The 19,250-nt window shown below is 41.7% G+C and carries 17 protein-coding genes; 8 read left to right on the forward strand and 9 right to left on the reverse strand.

Features of this window, described 5'->3' with window-relative positions; all coding sequences use genetic code 11:
- Window positions 1–450 precede the first annotated feature (450 nt).
- The 4 genes from ACM0OZ_RS19880 (at window position 451) to ACM0OZ_RS19895 (ending at window position 6,526) form a co-directional block, all read left to right on the forward strand.
- Entirely contained in the window at window positions 451–1,428 is a 978-nt protein-coding gene (locus tag ACM0OZ_RS19880) for a class I SAM-dependent methyltransferase (protein ID WP_414584549.1), read from the forward strand.
- Between the two features lie 560 nt (window positions 1,429–1,988).
- Complete coding sequence (locus tag ACM0OZ_RS19885; RefSeq protein ID WP_414584550.1) at window positions 1,989–5,201, forward strand: DEAD/DEAH box helicase; 3,213 nt, start codon at window positions 1,989–1,991, stop codon at window positions 5,199–5,201.
- Between the two features lie 82 nt (window positions 5,202–5,283).
- Window positions 5,284–5,652 (forward strand): four helix bundle protein, encoded by a 369-nt coding sequence (locus ACM0OZ_RS19890; RefSeq protein ID WP_414584551.1) that lies wholly within the window; start codon window positions 5,284–5,286, stop codon window positions 5,650–5,652.
- 34 nt (window positions 5,653–5,686) lie between these two features.
- Window positions 5,687–6,526 (forward strand): SWIM zinc finger family protein, encoded by an 840-nt coding sequence (locus ACM0OZ_RS19895; RefSeq protein WP_414584552.1) that lies wholly within the window; start codon window positions 5,687–5,689, stop codon window positions 6,524–6,526.
- Window positions 6,527–6,851: 325 nt separating this feature from the next.
- Here ACM0OZ_RS19895 and ACM0OZ_RS19900 read toward each other — a convergent pair whose 3' ends face one another.
- Window positions 6,852–7,547 carry an acyltransferase gene (locus ACM0OZ_RS19900; RefSeq protein ID WP_414584553.1) on the reverse strand — a complete coding sequence of 232 codons (696 nt, stop codon included), beginning with the start codon at window positions 7,545–7,547 and terminating at the stop codon, window positions 6,852–6,854.
- A 597-nt stretch (window positions 7,548–8,144) separates the two neighbouring features.
- Between ACM0OZ_RS19900 and ACM0OZ_RS19905 the strand changes: the two genes are divergently transcribed.
- A complete protein-coding gene (locus ACM0OZ_RS19905) occupies window positions 8,145–8,315 on the forward strand; it encodes a hypothetical protein (RefSeq protein WP_414584554.1) in 171 nt (56 codons plus the stop codon).
- Between the two features lie 281 nt (window positions 8,316–8,596).
- Here ACM0OZ_RS19905 and ACM0OZ_RS19910 read toward each other — a convergent pair whose 3' ends face one another.
- The 3 genes from ACM0OZ_RS19910 to ACM0OZ_RS19920 form a co-directional block, all read right to left on the reverse strand.
- Window positions 8,597–9,151, reverse strand: a complete 555-nt coding sequence (locus tag ACM0OZ_RS19910) for a shikimate kinase (protein ID WP_414584555.1) — start codon at window positions 9,149–9,151, stop codon at window positions 8,597–8,599.
- Between the two features lie 82 nt (window positions 9,152–9,233).
- Window positions 9,234–9,599, reverse strand: a complete 366-nt coding sequence (locus ACM0OZ_RS19915) for a (2Fe-2S) ferredoxin domain-containing protein (protein WP_414584556.1) — start codon at window positions 9,597–9,599, stop codon at window positions 9,234–9,236.
- 158 nt (window positions 9,600–9,757) lie between these two features.
- A complete protein-coding gene (locus tag ACM0OZ_RS19920; RefSeq protein ID WP_414584557.1) occupies window positions 9,758–10,201 on the reverse strand; it encodes a cupin domain-containing protein in 444 nt (147 codons plus the stop codon).
- 86 nt (window positions 10,202–10,287) lie between these two features.
- Here ACM0OZ_RS19920 and ACM0OZ_RS19925 point away from each other — a divergent pair, with 86 nt between their 5' ends.
- Window positions 10,288–10,959, forward strand: a complete 672-nt coding sequence (locus tag ACM0OZ_RS19925) for a TetR/AcrR family transcriptional regulator (protein ID WP_414584558.1) — start codon at window positions 10,288–10,290, stop codon at window positions 10,957–10,959.
- A gap of 242 nt (window positions 10,960–11,201) precedes the next feature.
- Here ACM0OZ_RS19925 and ACM0OZ_RS19930 read toward each other — a convergent pair whose 3' ends face one another.
- Window positions 11,202–11,549: an antibiotic biosynthesis monooxygenase gene (locus ACM0OZ_RS19930; protein ID WP_414584559.1), complete on the reverse strand. Its 348-nt coding sequence runs from the start codon at window positions 11,547–11,549 to the stop codon at window positions 11,202–11,204.
- Window positions 11,550–11,843: 294 nt separating this feature from the next.
- Here ACM0OZ_RS19930 and ACM0OZ_RS19935 point away from each other — a divergent pair, with 294 nt between their 5' ends.
- Window positions 11,844–12,629, forward strand: a complete 786-nt coding sequence (locus tag ACM0OZ_RS19935; protein WP_414584560.1) for a class II aldolase/adducin family protein — start codon at window positions 11,844–11,846, stop codon at window positions 12,627–12,629.
- 187 nt (window positions 12,630–12,816) lie between these two features.
- On the opposite strand, the gene ACM0OZ_RS19940 is transcribed toward ACM0OZ_RS19935, so the two are convergent.
- The 3 genes from ACM0OZ_RS19940 to ACM0OZ_RS19950 form a co-directional block, all read right to left on the reverse strand.
- Entirely contained in the window at window positions 12,817–14,058 is a 1,242-nt protein-coding gene (locus tag ACM0OZ_RS19940; protein ID WP_414584561.1) for a cysteine desulfurase-like protein, read from the reverse strand.
- A gap of 192 nt (window positions 14,059–14,250) precedes the next feature.
- Entirely contained in the window at window positions 14,251–14,928 is a 678-nt protein-coding gene (locus ACM0OZ_RS19945) for a 2OG-Fe dioxygenase family protein (protein WP_414584562.1), read from the reverse strand.
- 1,015 nt (window positions 14,929–15,943) lie between these two features.
- Entirely contained in the window at window positions 15,944–16,702 is a 759-nt protein-coding gene (locus ACM0OZ_RS19950) for a thioesterase II family protein (protein ID WP_414584563.1), read from the reverse strand.
- Between the two features lie 4 nt (window positions 16,703–16,706).
- On the opposite strand from ACM0OZ_RS19950, the gene ACM0OZ_RS19955 reads away from it, so the two are divergent.
- Entirely contained in the window at window positions 16,707–16,925 is a 219-nt protein-coding gene (locus ACM0OZ_RS19955; RefSeq protein WP_414584564.1) for a hypothetical protein, read from the forward strand.
- Here the strand turns inward: ACM0OZ_RS19955 and ACM0OZ_RS19960 are convergent.
- Window positions 16,920–19,145: a GumC family protein gene (locus tag ACM0OZ_RS19960; RefSeq protein WP_414584565.1), complete on the reverse strand. Its 2,226-nt coding sequence runs from the start codon at window positions 19,143–19,145 to the stop codon at window positions 16,920–16,922. The genes ACM0OZ_RS19955 and ACM0OZ_RS19960 overlap by 6 nt on opposite strands.
- Window positions 19,146–19,250: the final 105 nt, after the last annotated feature.

Below are 19,250 nucleotides of genomic sequence, written 5' to 3' on the forward strand. Positions count from 1 at the left end.
CCTCTCCCCTTGTAGGGGAGAGGTTTGGAGAGGGGTCAAATCAGGATACATCGAAAACTCACGTTATTTTACTCTTGACAAAAAAATCTTTAAGTTTTCACGAATCCTATATACTAAAAACAAAACATATCTGACACTGAGATGTCACCAGAGCAGGATACAAGAATCGTAAATAGTTGATGAAAAAATAATTGATGAAAAACGTTTCTCTCCTGATATCTTGCACCTAACCGTAGAAACCACGATGAAGCAAAAAGCGCAGAAAGAAAGTTACATTTTCTTATGCGGGTCTTTATCGAAAATAAAACACTTTACGCTTAGTACTTAGTATTTCAATAACATTTCTTTTTTCAGGTGCAAGATGTAAATCTCTTAATCTTGGCGTTCTTGGCTCAGGAGCGGTTTATTAAAAAATTCATTGTTTATAATCGCTGAGGGGGTAGGTGCATCATGTCTAAATGTCCTATTTGCGAAAGTGACACTGATAAAATCTTAAATGTAAAAGAAATGGTTCAAGGAACGCGAGAGATATTCCGTTATGGATTATGCTCTGAGTGTCACACCTTGTTTTTACTCCCAGAAGATATTCCTTCCAATCTAGCTAAGTACTACGAAGATTATGATGCTCTTTCTTCAGCCAATACCTTTAATATCAAAGAATGGAAGAAAAAAATAAAAAATATCTTTATATATCCTTACTATAGATACCTAATGCTTAATAATAATTTGATAAGCAAAGCTATATATAGTATTTTGGAACAAAAATTAAGCCTTGAATTAAGAGCATTGATTGGTGTTATACCAAGCTTAGATGCTCAGATTCTTGATATTGGTAGTGGTAGCGGCTCTTTAGTACAAATTTTGGTTGAGTTTGGATTTATAAATACTATAGGATGTGACCCTTTTATTGACGCTGATATTGTATTTAATAATGGAGCTAAAATATTGAAGAAGGATTTACCGAGCATGACTGGTAAATTCGATTTAATTACATTAAACCACTCATTTGAGCATTTTCCGAATCCTTTTGAAGCGGCAGCCAAAATAGATGAACTACTTAAGGTGGGAGGTATATGTATTTTAAGATTTCCGAATTTTGATTCAATAGAATTTAGGAAATTTCAGGAAAACTGGTGGGGAATTCATGCCCCTCGTCATTTTTTCATATACTCGCGAAAAAGCCTAGAAATTATATTTAACAAGACGAATCTTTCAATATACAATTCTTATTGTGACTCTCAGTGGTATAACTATGTCCATAGCTATGAATATTCTTTAGATATTGACCATCGTTCACCTATCTCAGCAACAAATGGAGGAGGTCTATGGATTAATGAAGATATAACCTACTGGAGTAAAAAAGCAAAAAGAGCTAATGAAAAACTAGTTGGAGACTGGATTGTATATTATCTCCGAAAAGATAGATGATATCAAATCCGGCAAATTACCCATAATAAAACTTATATGTAGTAAGGACTTGAGTCCTTGTTTTCGTGGAAGAGGACGCGCATTCCTCACTACAAACTTGAGTTTGGTTATTTCATCGGACATGATATGAATAATGTTTTGAAAACTCGGCTTAGTAAGGGAAGGGGTGGCGAAGCCGAGGAGGGGTAATGTGGAAATTATCAGCAATTTCCTCGGCATGATGTAACATACGTAACGCTACGAACTTGTGTGATTCCGTCCTAAGGCTGAGTCGAGTCACCAGAACCAACTAAGCTAGCAATGGCTTGTACGATCTGTTCTGGCTCGACTGGTTTGGCGATATATTTCTGAAACCCTACTGAAAGTGCTTGTTTTTCGTTGAATTCTCCTGCATATGCCGTCAGAGCGAGCCTCCTGCGGAGGAGCTGAGCGCCAAAGGCGTCCCGTGAGGGATACGCTAACGCCTGAAGTGGAATGAGAAATATGCGCAGGTTGTAACCTACTTTTGGTAAAGTAATCTAGAGCCTCTAGAACTTCTAGACAATCCAAAACCTGGACTCATGAAAGTAATTCATGGTACATGGATACCCAACACAGTCGCTGACTTTATTCAGCCAGGGTCTTTTTACGTGTGGGTAGAAACCCCTGAAATCAAAAAACATCGTCACAAAAATCAACAAATTCACCCTGGACATCTCCTACAGGATGAGTTGGTAGCTTTTTTAGCCCAATTAGGCATCAAAGAACCAGCAGCTACCTTAAGCGATCGCATATCCCCCAAATACTTTGCCCTACCGACTGCCAATAATCAGCCCCTTCCTTCACCAGAATTAATTAAGTATCTGGAAATTGAAATTCCTGAAGAATATGAAGGGTTTCAATACTGGCAGGTAGATTGCTATGAGGCTGTAGTATCTACGAAAACTGATTATTATCGAGCCTCGAAAGCCATCAATGCTATCAAACTCCTCAACGAAATCCACTTTTTAGCATTATACAGTTCAGGCGAAATTCAACTTGGCTCAGACCTCTTGTTTTGGTATCACTACACTCAAGCCTTTAAACAAGTTATTCTTAAAGACCAATACATTCCAGCCTTGAAATACCGTGAATTAGAAACTACCGTTACTAAGACTAGTAAAAAGGGCAAGACAAAAGCTGCCCAAACACCACCATATGAAATCTACGCCACTTGGGAAATTATTTCTGAACAATACGAATCAAACCTGAAAAAGTATATCGAATATATGCCGCTGATTTGTGTGGCGGGTTCGGTATCACCTAGTGATTCGGTGGAGTTCTTTGATAAAGAAAAGCTTTTACGTCACTTCAGTGAGTTTCTCCTTCACAATATAGTCACCCACACACCCTCAACGGCTGCTTTTGACAAACAAATTGCTGATTCCCTCATCCACCATTGCTTACATCCAAACAGTTACAACCCACAAACAACGGATGCTGCTTTAGAAGAATACAAGCAATGGTTGGCATGGAAAACCAAAATTACCCGTACGCAAAGTGATTCTCCTTTTCATCTCTGCTTTCAGTTGCACTCTCCTCCCCCAGAGACAATAGACAACTGGCAGATTCAATTCCTCGTAGCCAGCAAACAAGACCCCTCGCTGAAACTAGCGCTGGCTGACTACTGGACAATGAGTCAAAAAACCAAAACAGGGGTACACAAGCAGTTTGGCAAGGACTTTGAAACGCATTTGCTGCTGAATTTGGGCTACGCAGCACGCATGTATCCTCAGTTATGGCAGGGATTGGAAACACAACATCCCAGTGGACTGCAACTGACTCTAGAAGAAGCTTTTGACTTCCTGAGAGAAAGTGCTTGGGTGCTGGAAGATACTGGTTTCAAAGTCATTGTACCTGCTTGGTATACACCTGCAGGTCGCCGTCGGGCAAAAATTCGCCTCAAAGCATCTGGTAGTAAACTATCTGCAACGAAAAGCAAGACAAAAAGCTATTTCAGCCTTGACTCACTGGTGGAGTATCAGTATGAATTGGCAATTGGTGATCAAGTCGTAACTCCACAAGAATGGCAACAACTCATCAACGCTAAAACTCCCCTGGTGCATTTTCGCGGTCAGTGGATGGAATTAGACCGAGATAAAATGCAGCAGTTCCTAGAATTTTGGCAGTCACACGCTGATGAAAAATCAGAAATGACGATGCTAGAGTTCCTGCAACGTAGTGCTGAAGCGGGTGACGAGTGGGAATTTGAATATGACCAATTCTTGTCCGAGACAATGGCAAAGTTGCAAGACAAAAGCCGCCTGGAACCCATTTCTGAGCTGCTACAGTTGCAAGGAAATCTGCGTGAGTATCAAAAGCGCGGCGTCTCATGGTTGCAATACTTGGAAAGATTGGGATTGAATGGCTGTCTGGCGGACGATATGGGCTTGGGTAAGTCGGTGCAGGTGATTGCTAGACTCGTGCAGGAGAGAGATGAGGGAGATGGGGGAGTAACATCCTCCGTAATGCCTACACTATTAATCGCCCCGACTTCAGTTGTGGGAAACTGGCAGAAAGAAATCGTCAAATTTGCACCTCATCTTAAAACGATGGTGCATCATGGCAGTAACCGTATTCAGCAACAGGCAGACTTTAAAGCAGCTAGTCTACAGCATGATGTGGTGATTAGTTCCTTTACTCTAGCTCGCAAAGATGAAAAACTACTCGGTAGTGTCAACTGGCAGCGGGTGGTACTTGATGAAGCGCAAAATATTAAAAATCCCAAAGCTGCACAGACCAAAGCAATTTTGAAACTCTCAGCAAAACACAGACTTGCCTTAACTGGAACTCCTGTAGAAAACCGCTTGCTAGATTTGTGGTCAATTTTTAACTTTCTCAATCCCGGTTACTTGGGGAAAGAAGCGCAGTTTCGCAAGTCTTTTGAAATTCCAATTCAAAAAGAGAATGACAAAATGAAATCAACGACTCTCAAAAAGTTAGTTGAACCGTTGATTTTGCGGCGCGTCAAGACTGACCAATCTATTATCAATGATTTGCCTGATAAAATTGAACAAAAACTATACACAAATTTAACGAAAGAACAAGCATCGCTCTACGAAGTTGTTGTGAAAGATGTGGAGGAAAAACTAAAAACAGCAGAGGGAATTCAACGGAAAGGATTAATCTTGTCTACGCTGATGAAATTGAAGCAGATTTGCAACCATCCAGCACAGTTTTTACAAGATGGCAGCGAATTTTTACCTGAGCGATCGCATAAATTGAGCCGTATTGCAGAGATGGTAGAGGAAGCTTTATCAGAAGGAGAAAGCCTGCTTATTTTTAGTCAATTTACTGAAATTTGCGAAAGTTTGGAGAAATATCTCAAACATACTTTGCACTGCAATACTTACTATTTACACGGGGGTACCAGCCGCCAACGTCGGGAAAACATGATTGCGGAATTCCAAAACCCAGAAACCGAATCATCTGTTTTTATACTTTCCCTTAAAGCAGGTGGTGTTGGTATTACCCTTACGAAAGCTAACCATGTTTTCCACTTTGACCGTTGGTGGAACCCAGCAGTAGAGAATCAAGCAAGTGATCGCGCTTTCCGTATCGGTCAAAAGAAGAATGTTTTTGTGCATAAATTTGTTGCCATTGGCACTTTAGAAGAGAGGATTGACCAGATGATTGAAGATAAGAAAAAACTCTCTGCTGCTGTTGTTGGTGCTGATGAATCTTGGTTAACAGAACTGGATAACGAAGCTTTTAAGGAACTTATCGCATTAAATAAAAGCGCGATATTGGAATAGAGAACTCAGAACGCAGAACTTAGAACTCAGAATTTTGGGTTATAACAACTAAGTCCTACGTTCTGAACTTTAGGAGTCAGTGATGAAGAGGGAGCCAGCAAAAAGTTTTCAGGATTTGATTGTTTGGCAAAAGGCGCATCAATTTGTTTTAGGAGCCTATCGGTTTAGTACTGATTTCCCTAAAACAGAGGTTTACGGATTGACTTCTCAACTGAGGCGAGCAGCAGTTTCTATTCCAGCTAATATTGCAGAAGGATTTAGGAAAAAAACGGCTCCTGATAAACTACGGTTTCTCAATATTGCCCATTGCTCTTTAGAAGAGTGCCGTTATTACTTGATTCTAGCAAAAGACCTTGAGTACGGGAATAGTTTAGAATTGACATCTCAACTTGAAGAAGTCAGCAGGTTACTAACAGCCTATTCTAGTTCCATTCTCAATTCTGACTCCTGAGTTCTGAATTCTGAGTTCTTTTCTGGAGGAATTTATGGCTAAATTTAGTCGAACTTGGTGGGGCGATCGCTTTATTAAAGCACTAGAAGCTTTTAGCGATGAAGGCAGACTACAACGCGGACGTTCCTATGCTCGTGGTGGTAAAGTGTTGAGCTTTGAAATTGAGCAAAATCACATCACGGCTATGGTAAAAGGGTCAGTTAATCCCTACTTTGGAGTTTACAAAGAACCAACATACCACATTTCAATAGAAATTACACCCATTGCTAAAGCACGTTGGAAGGAAATTATTCAACAACTTTCTTCCAAAGCGAGTGCCGTTTCTCGACTGCTACTTAACGAAGTTCCAGAAAATATTGAAGACTCTTTTTCAGAATTAGGATTACACCTATTACCTCATAGTAGAAAAGACTTTCAAACTTCATGTTCCTGTCCAGATTATGCCAATCCCTGCAAACATATTGCTGGAGTTTACTATTTAGTTGCTTCTCAACTGGATCAGAACCCATTTTTGCTATTTGAACTGCGGGGATTATCCAAAGCAGAACTTCAGGCAAAACTAGCTGAATCGCCTTTGGGGAAAGCACTTTCTGAGGAACTCGATGCCAAAGAAATTGAGATAGAAGGTTCGGCTTCTTTTTATACGAAGCTGTCTAAACAGCAAATTGACCGAAATCCAAGTGCTAGAGAATTTTGGCTAGGGACAAAGCGATTACCTCAAACGATTGAAGTTGCAACTCCAAGCGGAGTCTCTGCAATTTTGATTAAGAAACAGGGAGATTTTCCAGCTTTTTGGCAAAAGGATAATTCTTTTATTGAAGCAATGGAGGAGTTATATCAGCGAGTAAAAACGAAGAATCAGAATTTAATGTAACTGATAATATTTATTGTAAGTAGCCATCATGAACTGCGTACACCCTTCGGGTTCAGCAGTCGCCTGCGGAGGGTTTCCCTCCTGCAGCGCTGCTTCACCAGGACAGATGAAAATTTATTTTTTCTTCTGCGTTCTGCGTTCTGAGTTCTGAGTTCTATTTTCAAGTCAGGTAGGCGAAAATAAATTGAAAATAGCGTAGGGTGAGTTAGGCGAAGCCGCAGGGCACCAACCCCGCCAATTCGATGCTCTACTCTCGGCTAACGCATTCTACAGTGGTTTTATATTTAATTCAGCGCACGTACTTAGGAAAGATTATACAGCAGCGTTAACCTTTAGTGTTCGCCCGTTGCTTGCTAGTTCGGCTTTCGATAACTCGTGCAGGTACACCGACAACGACGGAGTAGGGAGGAACATCTTTGGTCACAACCGCTCCTGTACTAATGACACTACCTTCACCAATAGTTACTCCGTTTAATATCGTCACTCCATGACCCAGCCAACAATCATCCTCAATCACAATTCCCTTGCGAGAAATACCTTGGTATTTAATTGGCTCTATGGGATTTGAAAAATTATAATTATTTGCATATATTCCAGAGTTTGCAGCAATAAGACATCGCTTGCCAATTTTGATGTCTCCCGGTCCAGCAATACAAACACCAGGACCGATGAAAGTATCTTGTTCGATGTGTATGTAAGTGTTCTCCAAAGACCGGATATTAACATTACGCTCAATGGTAACTCCATTGTCTAAATAAATTTTATTATTTTTGTGTCCTCGTGCATCTATACGAACACCTTTCAAAATACACACCCCGTTTCCAATTTCAATAGAAGAAGTCTTGGTAAATTCAACCCCCTCTTGAATATAAACTGAGCTACCTATCCCTGAAAAGATACTACGGTATACCAGATTTCGCAGCTTTGGTCCTAAATCAATTATTGAAATGTCTCTTAAGCAAGTAGTGACTAAAATCTCTTGTAAACGTATACCTTTTGAAGAAAAATATTCTGAATTCATGAGTTTTTCCTTTAGATAATAATGCAGTAAATTAAGCCTTAAAAGATTTGTGAACAATTATTGTTGAAATCTACTTTATGACAAGATTCCGTAGCGGAACAACGCCAAAAAAGGCTGGCTTATTCAGTCAAAACTTAGAGTTATTACTAAAATAGCAGTGTAACTCAGCAGAGCAATTTCTAACGTGGCTTCAAAATGGAGGAGATTAACCTAATACTCCGTTTCCACAGCTTAAAACTCTCGCATAAGTGCTGAAATGTAGTTTTAAGAAGTAATTTTTGCCAAGCAAAAAAGACTTATCGGAGTATTGAATCAAAGGTTAATTCCTTAAAAAGCCAGCAATTCAAAGTCAAAAGATTTCACCTAAAATCATCTCGACAAAGCCTTAGGTTAAGTTCTTCCATATCTAGGAGAACAGGCTAGAGTCGCAGATACTGTAGCAGTGTTACCAAGTTTTTGTAGCTATTTTAAAAACTCAGGTAACAACGTCTACTATAAAATTAGGGTTTCAGAAAGCTTCTGAATCTTGTTAGCTAAAAAACAAAAACACTAACTGGATTTAGCTTATCTCTCGCAAGGCTGGACAGCATTAAGCCCATGCCTCTGATATCTACCACGAGAGGAATTGAAATTTTTCAACTTAAGGTGGAGTCAAACCACCAGGAATTCGTACAGCAGAGACTCTTTGAACAACGGGATTATATCCCAGGAAAAGAGAACCTTTTAACAGTGTTTGGTGGATGTGAGCCTGGAGGGTTGATGGAATAAAACCTAGTCTGATCATATGGATAACTTCTGAGGCTCTAATTCAGAGTTGCACTATATGCACAAACTCTTTACTTTGCAACTGTCTTTAGAGAATTTTAAGTACTCGTAAGTACTCGGTTTAAGTGTAATGTAGGACAAATTCAAATAGCACTCGATTCAGAGCTATTTTATAGAATTTTTATGAATACTTTACCAAATCTTTTAACAGCAAAGTTCAGACCTCGGCAGATGACCGAGAGGTCGTAGCCTAAGTCTGAACCAACTGTCTACTGCACCGGGAGTTAGACCGGCTTTATCAAGTACAGAATCTCGTCACAAGTTTCGGACGGTGTCTTGCCTTTTGTATACACGGTAAATTTCGCAAGCTCATAATTTGAAGAGTGTCTAACGAAGTGCTCATTGACATTTGGTTTGCCATCTGGCACGTACTCGTTTCGCTCATTAAGAATTTGCACTGACTCATCTAAATCCGGTGATGGAAGCAGAAGAACAACATTGGGATATGGTGCTAAGGCTTGCTGAACTCGTTGGAATAAGGCAACATCCTCATATACGGAATGACCAGCCCCAAAATCAATGACGCACTGCTCGTGTTCCGACAGTAGCCTTTCAACAGCGTAAGCTTCAAATGGCTTCCAATACTGAAGGAGACTCGAAAAACCTTCAGTTTCCCGCTTATGTTTTGCTAGCTCCTCGTCATAGCCGATTTCTTTGTAGTAGTCCCACCGTAAGTCATCCATTGAGCATTGTGGAAGACCAAGCCTCTCCGCTAGTAGTGCTCCGACAGTACTTTTGCCAGCACTAATAGGACCAATGAGAATGATGTCTGATTTCATGATCTTTTTGCTAACGGTAAGAATATTGCTCTTATCAAAAAGCTTTGGTAAGCGATGTTCATTGTGCCGCTTTTACCATATTCTAAATCTGACATCGTTTGAGCGGCTGTCCATTGACAAAATGACTTTCGACCAGTTCGGCAATATCTGCACGCTTGAGGCGACCGTAATAATGTTTGTTAGAGGCAATTTTTTTCTGAATTTTTGTAGGTAACCACGACACTTCATGAAGCTTAGGTTGAGAAATCATAGCAACAACTCCAGCTTCACAATGGTCGAGACAACCAGAGCGACGGATTTCTACCTGATTTTCTAGTTGTCGCTGTGAAATTTCCTCCTGAAAGGCTTGATAAATTTCCAGCGCTCCACAGTTATGACAGCAACCCTCTGGATCGTTGGCATCACGTTGTTTTGTACAGACAAATACACGATATTTGGGTGAATTCATAATTTCTCGTTCCTCTATTACGCTTACTTGTAGCAATTTTCAATTGCATGCAATACATATAGCTGTTTGCAACTGCATTGAATACAGTTCTTGTGGAGTGGGCATCCTGCCCGCCCTTGAATCTAGAACTGGCGAGACGCCCATTCCACTTATAGGCATCAGTACTGTAATCCATTCAATTGAAAACTGCTGGTGCTTGTGAGTTGTGGTTGCTCTAAATGTTGTTGATGCGCCGCCAGTCTTTCAGTTTGCGATTTGACGCCATCCTCAACCCGTGCTGAATTGCCATCTTTGGGTGAGACAAAGAGGATATGTAGTTCCTCTATAATTTCCGCAGAATGTTCGGCATCTTTGGGAATCCAGAGAATATCTCCTGCACCAATTTCTACAACCTGTTTCTGCCCATCGATTAACGCGGTGAAACGCGCTCTTCCTGACAGAATAACCAGTAGTTCCTCGCCCTGATGGTGAGTTTCCCAAAATCCCTGTGCATCCTTGACTTTGACAACTCCCAAAAGGTGTGAGTCATTGAAAACTCCAAAGAGGCGCGGATTGACACCTAAAACTTGGTTCAATTCTGCCGCAAGAGTAAATTTCTTCATGACTGCCTGATAAGATGTGAGCAATAGCTCATATGATACGAGCGATAACTCACTTTTAGCAACTCGCATTTCATCTGGTGATTCCGATGCCTCGCAAAATTCCCACAACACCGCGTAAATTACCGCAGCAAGACCGTTCTAAAGTGACAGTTGATGCCATTCTGAGTGCAACTGCTCGTATTTTGACCGAAGAAGGCTACGACAAAGCAAGTACAAATCGGATTGCAGAGCTAGCTGGAGTGAGCATTGGATCGCTGTATCAGTACTTCCCCAACAAAGAAGCCTTAGTCGCGTCACTCGTCGAGCATCATGCCAATGAGATGATTGAGTTGGTCGAATCGAAACTAAAAGATTTGTTCGATGCTCCGATAGAAGTTGCTTTGCCCGAACTAGTCAAAGCGGCGATCGCAGCTCACGCAGTCAATCCAAAACTGCATAAAGTGCTGGATGAGGAAGTCCCTCGAATTGGTCGGCTTAAGCAAGTCGGCAATGCAGAAGAACAAATTAACGCTTTGCTTCGCTCTTATTTAGAGAGATGGCGAGAGCAAGTTAAACCACAAAACCTTGATTTAACAGTGTTTATTTTAGGGCGTACTGTTGAATCTTTAACCCATGCAGCAGTCATTGAATGTCCAGAATTGCTGAGCGATGGGCAGCTTGAGCAAGAAATTACAAATCTTTTATTGTCCTACCTGGTCGAAAAACGGAACGAGCACGAGTCACTACCCATCAAAAATCTTTTGCAACAGACACCATGAACTGCGTGAGCGCAAAGCACTCTGTTCTAGACATCTCCAGAAATTAATTATGCCTTGTCTACAACCCTTGTAGAGACGTGCCATGGCACGTCTCGACATTGTTTTTTGAGAGATCTAATAGGAATTACTGATATTTAAAACCACAGATGCACACTGATTAACACTAGTCATTTATCTGTGTCCATCTGTGGTTTCATTTTCATAAATTTGATACCCCTTCTTACCAACCGTCACAGTCCTAGCTATTCGTCGATCTTAGAATCTTGAGTCACTGCTGGCTCAATCTCACAAACAACCTCATGTAAATAAGTCGTTGGAGCCTTGACAAACAAGGGCATCATCTGCTTCAAGATGTTATCGTAAGCCTCGCTATGATTAGCTTCCATATCTTCCACGTTTTCCCAAAAAATGACCGCAATCCCTTTGTCAGTTCCCGGTTCTTGCAGTAGGTATGCTTTTTTGAAGCCTTGGGTATAAGTTGAGACAGCTTTTTCGTAAAGTCTTTTGGCTTCTTCAAACTTGCCTGGTTTAAATTCTCCGATTGCAACATAGGCAAATTGATGTTTTAAAAAGTCATGAAAATCTGACATTTTTTTCTCCTTGAATAAAGTTACTGAAAAAATTCAGATGTTCCTTATTATCTAAGGGAAAGATGTTTCATTTTTGTCAGTTCTCCTTCCCAAAGGCATAAACCAGCAATATTTGGACAGGAAAAGGTTTCTCTACCTCCACATCGGCGATAAATGAGTTCTATTTCTAAACAAAATTCTGAGGGGGCTATAATTAAATTATAACCGATGTATAATTTTACAAAAATTTAAGAACTGAAGTTACAAAAAAATTCTGTTGCCTAATAATAATGAAATTGATTATGAGATAAAACTATGCTCACAATAGACCCCTCAAAATTATCCAAGGGAGAACTTCCCCATCCACCTAAGTTTGAGCGTGTGGAAGATGAGCGTCTCCATCGCAAGCAGCGTTTGGCTGCTGCTTTTCGTTTGTTCGCTCGTTACGGATTTGATGAAGGCATCGCCGGACACATCACTGCTCGCGACCCTGAGTTGCATGACCATTTTTGGGTTAACCCTTTTGGGCTCTACTTTGGTCACATCCGAGTTTCAGACCTTGTACTGGTCAACCATAAGGGTGAGGTCGTTGAGGGTGACAAGCCAGTAAATGCTGCTGCTTTCGCCATACACTCGCAGATCCACAAAGCGCGACCAGATGTAGTAGCGGCTGCTCACGCACATTCCCTTTATGGCAAAACCTGGTCAACTTTGGGACGCCTTCTCGACCCACTTACCCAGGATGCTTGCGCTTTCTATGAAGACCACGCTGTGTTTGAGGACTATACTGGGGTGGTGCTGGATTTGGAAGAAAGTCAGCGTATTGCTGCTAGTTTGGGGCAAAACAAAGCGGTCATTCTTCGCAACCATGGTTTACTGACAGTTGGTCGCTCAGTGGATGAAACAGCGTGGTGGTTCATCACAATGGATCGCTTGTGTCAATCGCAGTTGATGGCTGAAGCAGCAGGGAAGCCAGTGCTGATTAACCCTGATACCGCTAGTCTGACTTATCGCCAAGTTGGATCACATTTCATGGGTTGGTTCAGTTTCCAGTCACTGTATGACATGATTGTCCGCCAGCAACCCGACTTATTGGACTGAATGTCCAGCAAAGCAGTGTAAGGGATTTCCAAAAAATAAATTATCCCCTAAGAGTGGGGTGGGCATCCTGCCCGCCCAGTTAATAGGACGGGCTAGAAGCCCATCCCACAAGAAAAAATTGGATATTTTTTAATTTGGAAGTCCCTAAAGACGTTGCACTGGAACGTCTTTACCATAGGGTATTGCTCTACACCCTCTCCGAGAGCGCTTTCAACAAACGCTGAATCTCTTCAATGGTGTTATAGTGTACAAGCCCAATCCGCAGAAGCCCCCCGCTTGACTCAACTCCTAACTTCTTGGTAAGACCTAGCGCATAAAAGTTGCCGTTCCAAGTAAAAATACCCTGCTCACCCAAGGTTTTGGCAATAGCGTGAGGTGGTTGCCCAGCAAGTCGGATACCAACGGTTGGTGTCCGCCAATCAAAGCGGGTTGGATCGGTGATGCCGTATAAAGTTAGACTAGGAATTTGTAACAATCCTGTGACCAACTTTTGGCACAAATCTCTTTCGTATTGCTTAATTGCGATCATCGCTGCTAACAAGGCTTCTCGGCGGTTCTTAACACCTGGTAACACTTGGTGACCTATTTGCGTTAAGTAGTTGATTGTCGCCACTAAGCCCGCTAGCCCTTCGTAGTTCTGGGTTCCAGTTTCCCAACGAGATGGAAGTTCTTCTGGGGCTGGCTGGACTTTGTAAGGACGCAGCCGCTCAAGATGCTCACGCTTTGCATACAATACTCCAACATGGGGTCCAAAGAATTTATAAGCGGAGCAAGTGAGAAAGTCGCACTCAAGCATATGTACGTCAATTGGAGCATGAGCAACGTAATGAACCGCATCAACAAAAACCATCGCCCCAACAGCATGAGCTAATTTTACAACTGTTGCTACGTCGTTAATTGTGCCGACAGCGTTGGACGCATATCCCACTGCTACTAATCGCGTCCGTTCATTCATCTGCTGCTGGAGATGGTTCATGTTTAAGGTGCAGTCTTCTACGTTGATATCAACTTCACGAATCACAACACCGCGTTCGGAAAGTGCATACCAAGGTGAAACGTTGGCATAATGGTCTAGTTTCGTGACGATGATTTCATCACCGGGTTGGAGTTCGCGGGCGATCGCTCGACTCAAGGTATACGTCAGCGTGGTCATATTGGCACCAAAGACCACTTCATCGGAATTGCACCCCAATAAATCAGCTATGGCTGCACGAGCTGAAGTTATGAGTGCATCTGTCCGCTGACTTGTGGCAAAAGCCCCGTGAGCATTGGCGTTTGACTTTAGTAGGTATTCGGCGATCGCATCTATCACACTACTTGGTACCTGAGTACCACCAGGTCCATCAAAGAAAATCACAGGTTGACCATTGATTTGTTGTGAAAGTGCTGGAAACTGATTGCGTATCCACCCTAGGTCAAGGTCAACCATAAAAAACTCCTTTATTTTTGATATAGCTTAACGTCTGAATATTTAATTTAGTTTTTTTACTAACAGAGAACGCAGAACTCAGTTGTCAGAACGACAGGCAATTTAAACATTTGGGATGCTCTGGTCGGTTGTACCGTCAAATAATTGCATTCTGAGTTCTGTGTTCTGAGTTCTGTGTTCTCTTGTTCTTCTTCAATTATCTTTGGACGGAATCAATCCTGGACAAGTTAACACAAACACATCTCTCACACCGCCCTCTGAGGCTATTGCATTGATAGCAGACGTAAAATGGAAAAAATCCTTGTCGCTGAATACTAACATTTCCCCAGGATTGAGGATTTTGTTCAAAACTGGGCTGTCGTTCTTAGATTTATACAGATGAGTTTCTCCCCCTTCAATCCTTTCTCTATTCACAGAAAATATGGCAATCAAGTCTACTCCATCTTTATGGATTCCCTCAGGGGCTGGTTCGCCTGTTTGTTCTGGAGAAGCGGTAATTCTAATTTGATGAACTGCAATTTCTTTGTAGGTTGAGCACAGTTTACAAAACTCGAAAAATTCTAAAATAATTCTCTGAAAATCTTCCAATTGTATCAGTTCATCATCTAGTTCTGGATACTCCCTGACTAGATTACCCAGTAAAGGATTATATTGTCTTGCCTGATAGAAAGGTCTATGGGGCAGCTTGACTATGCTGTCGCCAGAAATTTTAAAATGAGAAAGTCGCCTGAAACGATAGTTGCCTGCCAAATATGGATCTACAGGAAGCTTGTTAAACAAAGGCTTTAGCTTATCTACATTTACAGAAGATATGCTTTCTAAAGCGTAACTGGTAATACAATTAAAGTCTTTTTTTTGTAATTCCAACATTTTACTATCCTCCTCAGGTTGACCAAATATAGCCATTTTGACACTTTCAAAAATTTGGGTTGGCTATATGGTCGAACCCAATGTGAAAAATTCAGTCAAAATGTCAACCATTCTACTGCTAAGAAAAAATTTACTTGGCACCAAAAATTCTCTTGAACCATGCTCAATTTTTGCTAGCAGCGAGAAGGCTCAAATTATTGATGCTAATCTAGTACAGTTAAATTTTTTTATCTTCTATGCTCGATAATTTTCAGATTTATTTAACTTAGTTATTTGTGGTTTTTTTTAGATGCTGGTGCTTTTGTTTTACACCTTTTTCCTTAATTATAAGCAAGGAAAACCTGAGCCGCCATATTGATATAAATATTGTATAAATCTAGTTCCTATACCGCTGTAAACTACCACAAGCGCTTATGCTCCTCCAAAAGGAGGTTTTTTTTACTAGAAACCTCTTTCCAGTTTTCTTGCCTGATTATACTCTCGCAAAAATTATAAAACAGTGTGAATTTAGGTAAAGATGTTGAATAAAAGATTATTTTTCGTGTTAATAAAATAATGAGGTTAAGGTTTGAAAACCGCTCCGAAAAACCTACCCAAAGTTAGACATAAATAGTCATTTGTGGACAAGTCGGAGCGTGGAGTCTAAGTCTTAACTGACTACGTTCATTTGGTCATGACACCTTGATAGTACCGTGAGCCATCACGCTCTGTCGAAGGCGGTTAAGTAATGAGTAAACAGGTTTATAGCTCTAGTGCCGCCTTCTTAACAAGCCATTTGAACATTGACGTTAGCGAAGCGGAACCTCTTAGGTTCGGCAAACGTTACCCGCATTCTTGTTGGCAGAATATGCCATATATACAGGTCTTGTTTGGCAAGACCTGTACAAAATGTCCAAAAATGTATAGATATGTCCAGTAATTAAGTTACAGTTTCTTACCCTAAAAAAGCAAAATAGCAGTCATCTAAAATAGAATCAAAAGGGCTTTCTAATAAACCTTGGCTCAAGCGGTTTATTCAACTGGTAATCCGGTGTAGTTCTTGGGAAAGAGACTGCAGCAGAACTGATTGGGCTGAGTGCAGGAAGAAATGATCGCCTGTGAACATCTGTAGTGAGAATGCAGCATTTGTTTGGTGCTGCCAGGCTTGGAGTTCATCGTAACTCGCTTCTTCATCCTCTGAGCCACCATAAGCACTGATAGGACAGTTCAGGGGTGGCTCGGTAGTATAAACATAGGTTTCCAGAACTGCAAAGTCTGCTCGTAAAATTGGGACAAGAAGTTGCATCAGTTCGGCGTTTTGCAGCACCGCTTCCGGAGTACCATTGAGACGGCGCAGTTCCTCTTTGAACTCAGGTTCTGGAAGGGCGTGGACGGGTGGTTTTGGGTCAGGGATTTGAGGGGCACGCCGACCAGACACAAACAGGTGATCTGGAATAATACCATATTGTTTACGCAGTAGACGAACAAGCTCAAAACTGACGAGCGCACCCATACTATGACCGAAAAAGGCAAACGGTTTGTCTAAATGTGGTAGGAGAACAGGAGCAATGGCTTGGACTAGAGGTTGTAGCTGCGTGAATGCAGGCAATTTCATCTGTATTCCGCGTCCTGGCAATTCGATGGGACACACTTCAACAGTTGTGGGTAGACTGTGAAACCATGTACGAAAAATCAGAGAACTACCACCTGCGTAGGGGAAACAGAATAAACGCAGGGAAGCTTGAGGATTCGGTTGAGGACACGTCACCCAAGAATGAATTCGCGCACTTGTCATAACTATGAGTCTAATATTGACGCTCTCAATAGAGTACTACGTGTTGCAACCAGCTTTCTCCATCTTTTTCCCAAGACTTAGCGGTTTGATAACGAGCAAAGCGGCGGCGTTACCCACCGAACCCAACAATGAGGCAAAAATCCCCAGGCTTGTTTTGCTGTTTGAGTGTCAATGGAATTTTGACACTCCCCCTGATTTATCTGGGGGATTCTATTGCTTATGAGTTTCTTCCACCGTTTCTAAAAGAAGATGAGTTTGATGTGGAATGAGTGACGTTAATGCTATCGTCTCCACTTCTTTCGCCGCTCGTGCTGTGCTTGTAATACTGCTGGTAATAGCTATATGAGGCTGGCGTGGCATCTTTGGATTTATTAGCGATCACCCCTAAAATAGGTGTGCCAGATACTTGGAGTTCTTCTAATGCTTGCTGGAAGATAGTACGTTTGAGATTGCCTAATCCAGCAACTAGTATAAGTCCATTGGTATTAGCAGCCAGCAGGTTAGCATCAGCAAATCCTACGAGAGGTGGGGTGTCATAAATTACTAAATCAAAAGCACCTTGCAACTCGCTCATCAGATCCTGCATTTTCTGAGACGCAAGCAACCTGATTGAGTCAGGAGGAATTGGACCAGCACTAAGGACAAATAAGTTGTCTTCTAAGGGCGATCGCTCAATCACGTTGTTCCAGTCTAGGTCTTGTGAAATGACATCAGTCAATCCCTGAATATTCATCAGACCCACGCGATTGTGGACTGTGGGAGAGCGGAGATTGGCATCTACCAGTAGCACTCTTTGCCCCATTGCTGCAGCTGCAAGTGCTAGGTGTATTGCCACAGTCGTCTTACCATCTTCCTCTGCCGCCGAACTAATAACCAGTGAACGAATCGGTGTATCCGAGCCAAGAAGAAGAATATTAGTGTAAAGAGAGCGAAAAACTTCAAAAAAGGAGGCTCGAGCGGCTTGTTGTAATCCACCAGCTGCTTCTTGCCAAGCTAATGCTCCTAGTTCTTTTCTTAAAGGAACGACTCCCAATAGTGGTAATCCTGTCGCTTCCTTGAGGTCTTTAGAAGAGTATAGGACATTGCTGAGCTTATCCGCAACTAAAGCTGCACCTGTTCCCAACAGCAAACCTAACATTGTCCCCAAAGCTAAGTTACGTTTGGCACTGTCTGGGACAGCCTTTGGTTCTTTGACTTGCTGGAGTTGGGGATCGAGTAACTTCCAAGATGGTAATCTTTGAGCTTGCTCTATCTTCAACGCTTGTTGTTTGGTTGAAAATTGAGTCAGACCTTCAGTAGCAATCTTTAGTTCCCGCTGAGTGTTATCGTAGTCACGGATAGTGAGTGCTAACTCTCTAAGGTAGTTATTGAAATAATCAATTTTTTCTCCCAAAGATTTATCACGTGCTTGCAGTGTTCGGATACGGCTTTCGTAATCTCTTTTTACCCGATTCTCTTCGCTAGTCAGCATAGGGAGTAAATTTGCTTTCTGCTCCTGTAAAAACTGCAAACTAGGGTTGTCATTTGTTAATTTTGCGGCACCTTTTTTGACCTCAATGTCCACTGCCTGGATTTGGTCTAGTATTTTCTGGTACCGTACATTCTCACTCAGCAACGAATTCCCTGCTCTCTCTCCTGGCTGTTTCGCTAACTCCCGTTTCAAGTCCTCATAGTTAGCTAGCATTTGTTCTAGCTGCACCTTATTTTCTGCTTGCTGCTGCGTTAAAGTAGCAATCTGATTAGATATTTCTTGAGCTTTCTGTGCTGGTTCTACCAAGTTATTCTTTTGTCGAATGATTCGCAGTCTTTCTTGCCAGGCTTCCACCCGCTTCTCTAGAGGCTGTTTTTGTTTTTCAACAAACTTAATTGCCTGCTCAACTTCGTCTTGACGCTCTGTTAGACTATATTGCACATAGGCATCTTGCAGTAATGTCAAAACATCGCTCACTAACTCCTGGTCTGAACTTGTAAATTCGACTTCTAAAATATTTTGCTGTTTGGATTCTATTTGTAAAATACTAGTGATTAAGTCGTAGTCCAGCTTTGGATATTTTGTGTGATATTTTTCTTGAAGCTTCTTGATGACCGGGTCTAGTATCGCATGGCTCTCTAAAACTTTGATCGTTGTCTGAACAGGTTGTACTACTTGCTCAGGAGGTGATACCCCTTCTTGTGAACTCAAGCTTTGAGGAACATTGGCTATTGCCCGAGTTTCACCAGTCACAGGCTTAGTTAGAATCTCAAACTTGCCTTGATACACTGGAGGATCTGTTTCTGCCTTCAACACCGCTGCTGTAGCCACCACGCCTGTGACACCAGCAATCAACAAGGCGCGACGGCGGAGAGTTGCTCCAACTTGACCCAGATTCAATCCACCTTCTTCTTCATTCTGGGGTGTGTAGGCTTGTGACAACGGGTGAGGATATTTGTCTGACTTCGGCATAGGCTTAGTAAGTTGTCTCACTTATGGTTTTACGTGGTTGCACGCCTCGATTCAATCCTGGCATACATAATTAAGTGTGTTCCATTGCCAAGTTATTCAACACAC

The organism is Scytonema sp. PCC 10023 (assembly GCF_963920835.1).
Lineage (GTDB): Bacteria > Cyanobacteriota > Cyanobacteriia > Cyanobacteriales > Nostocaceae > Kalymmatonema.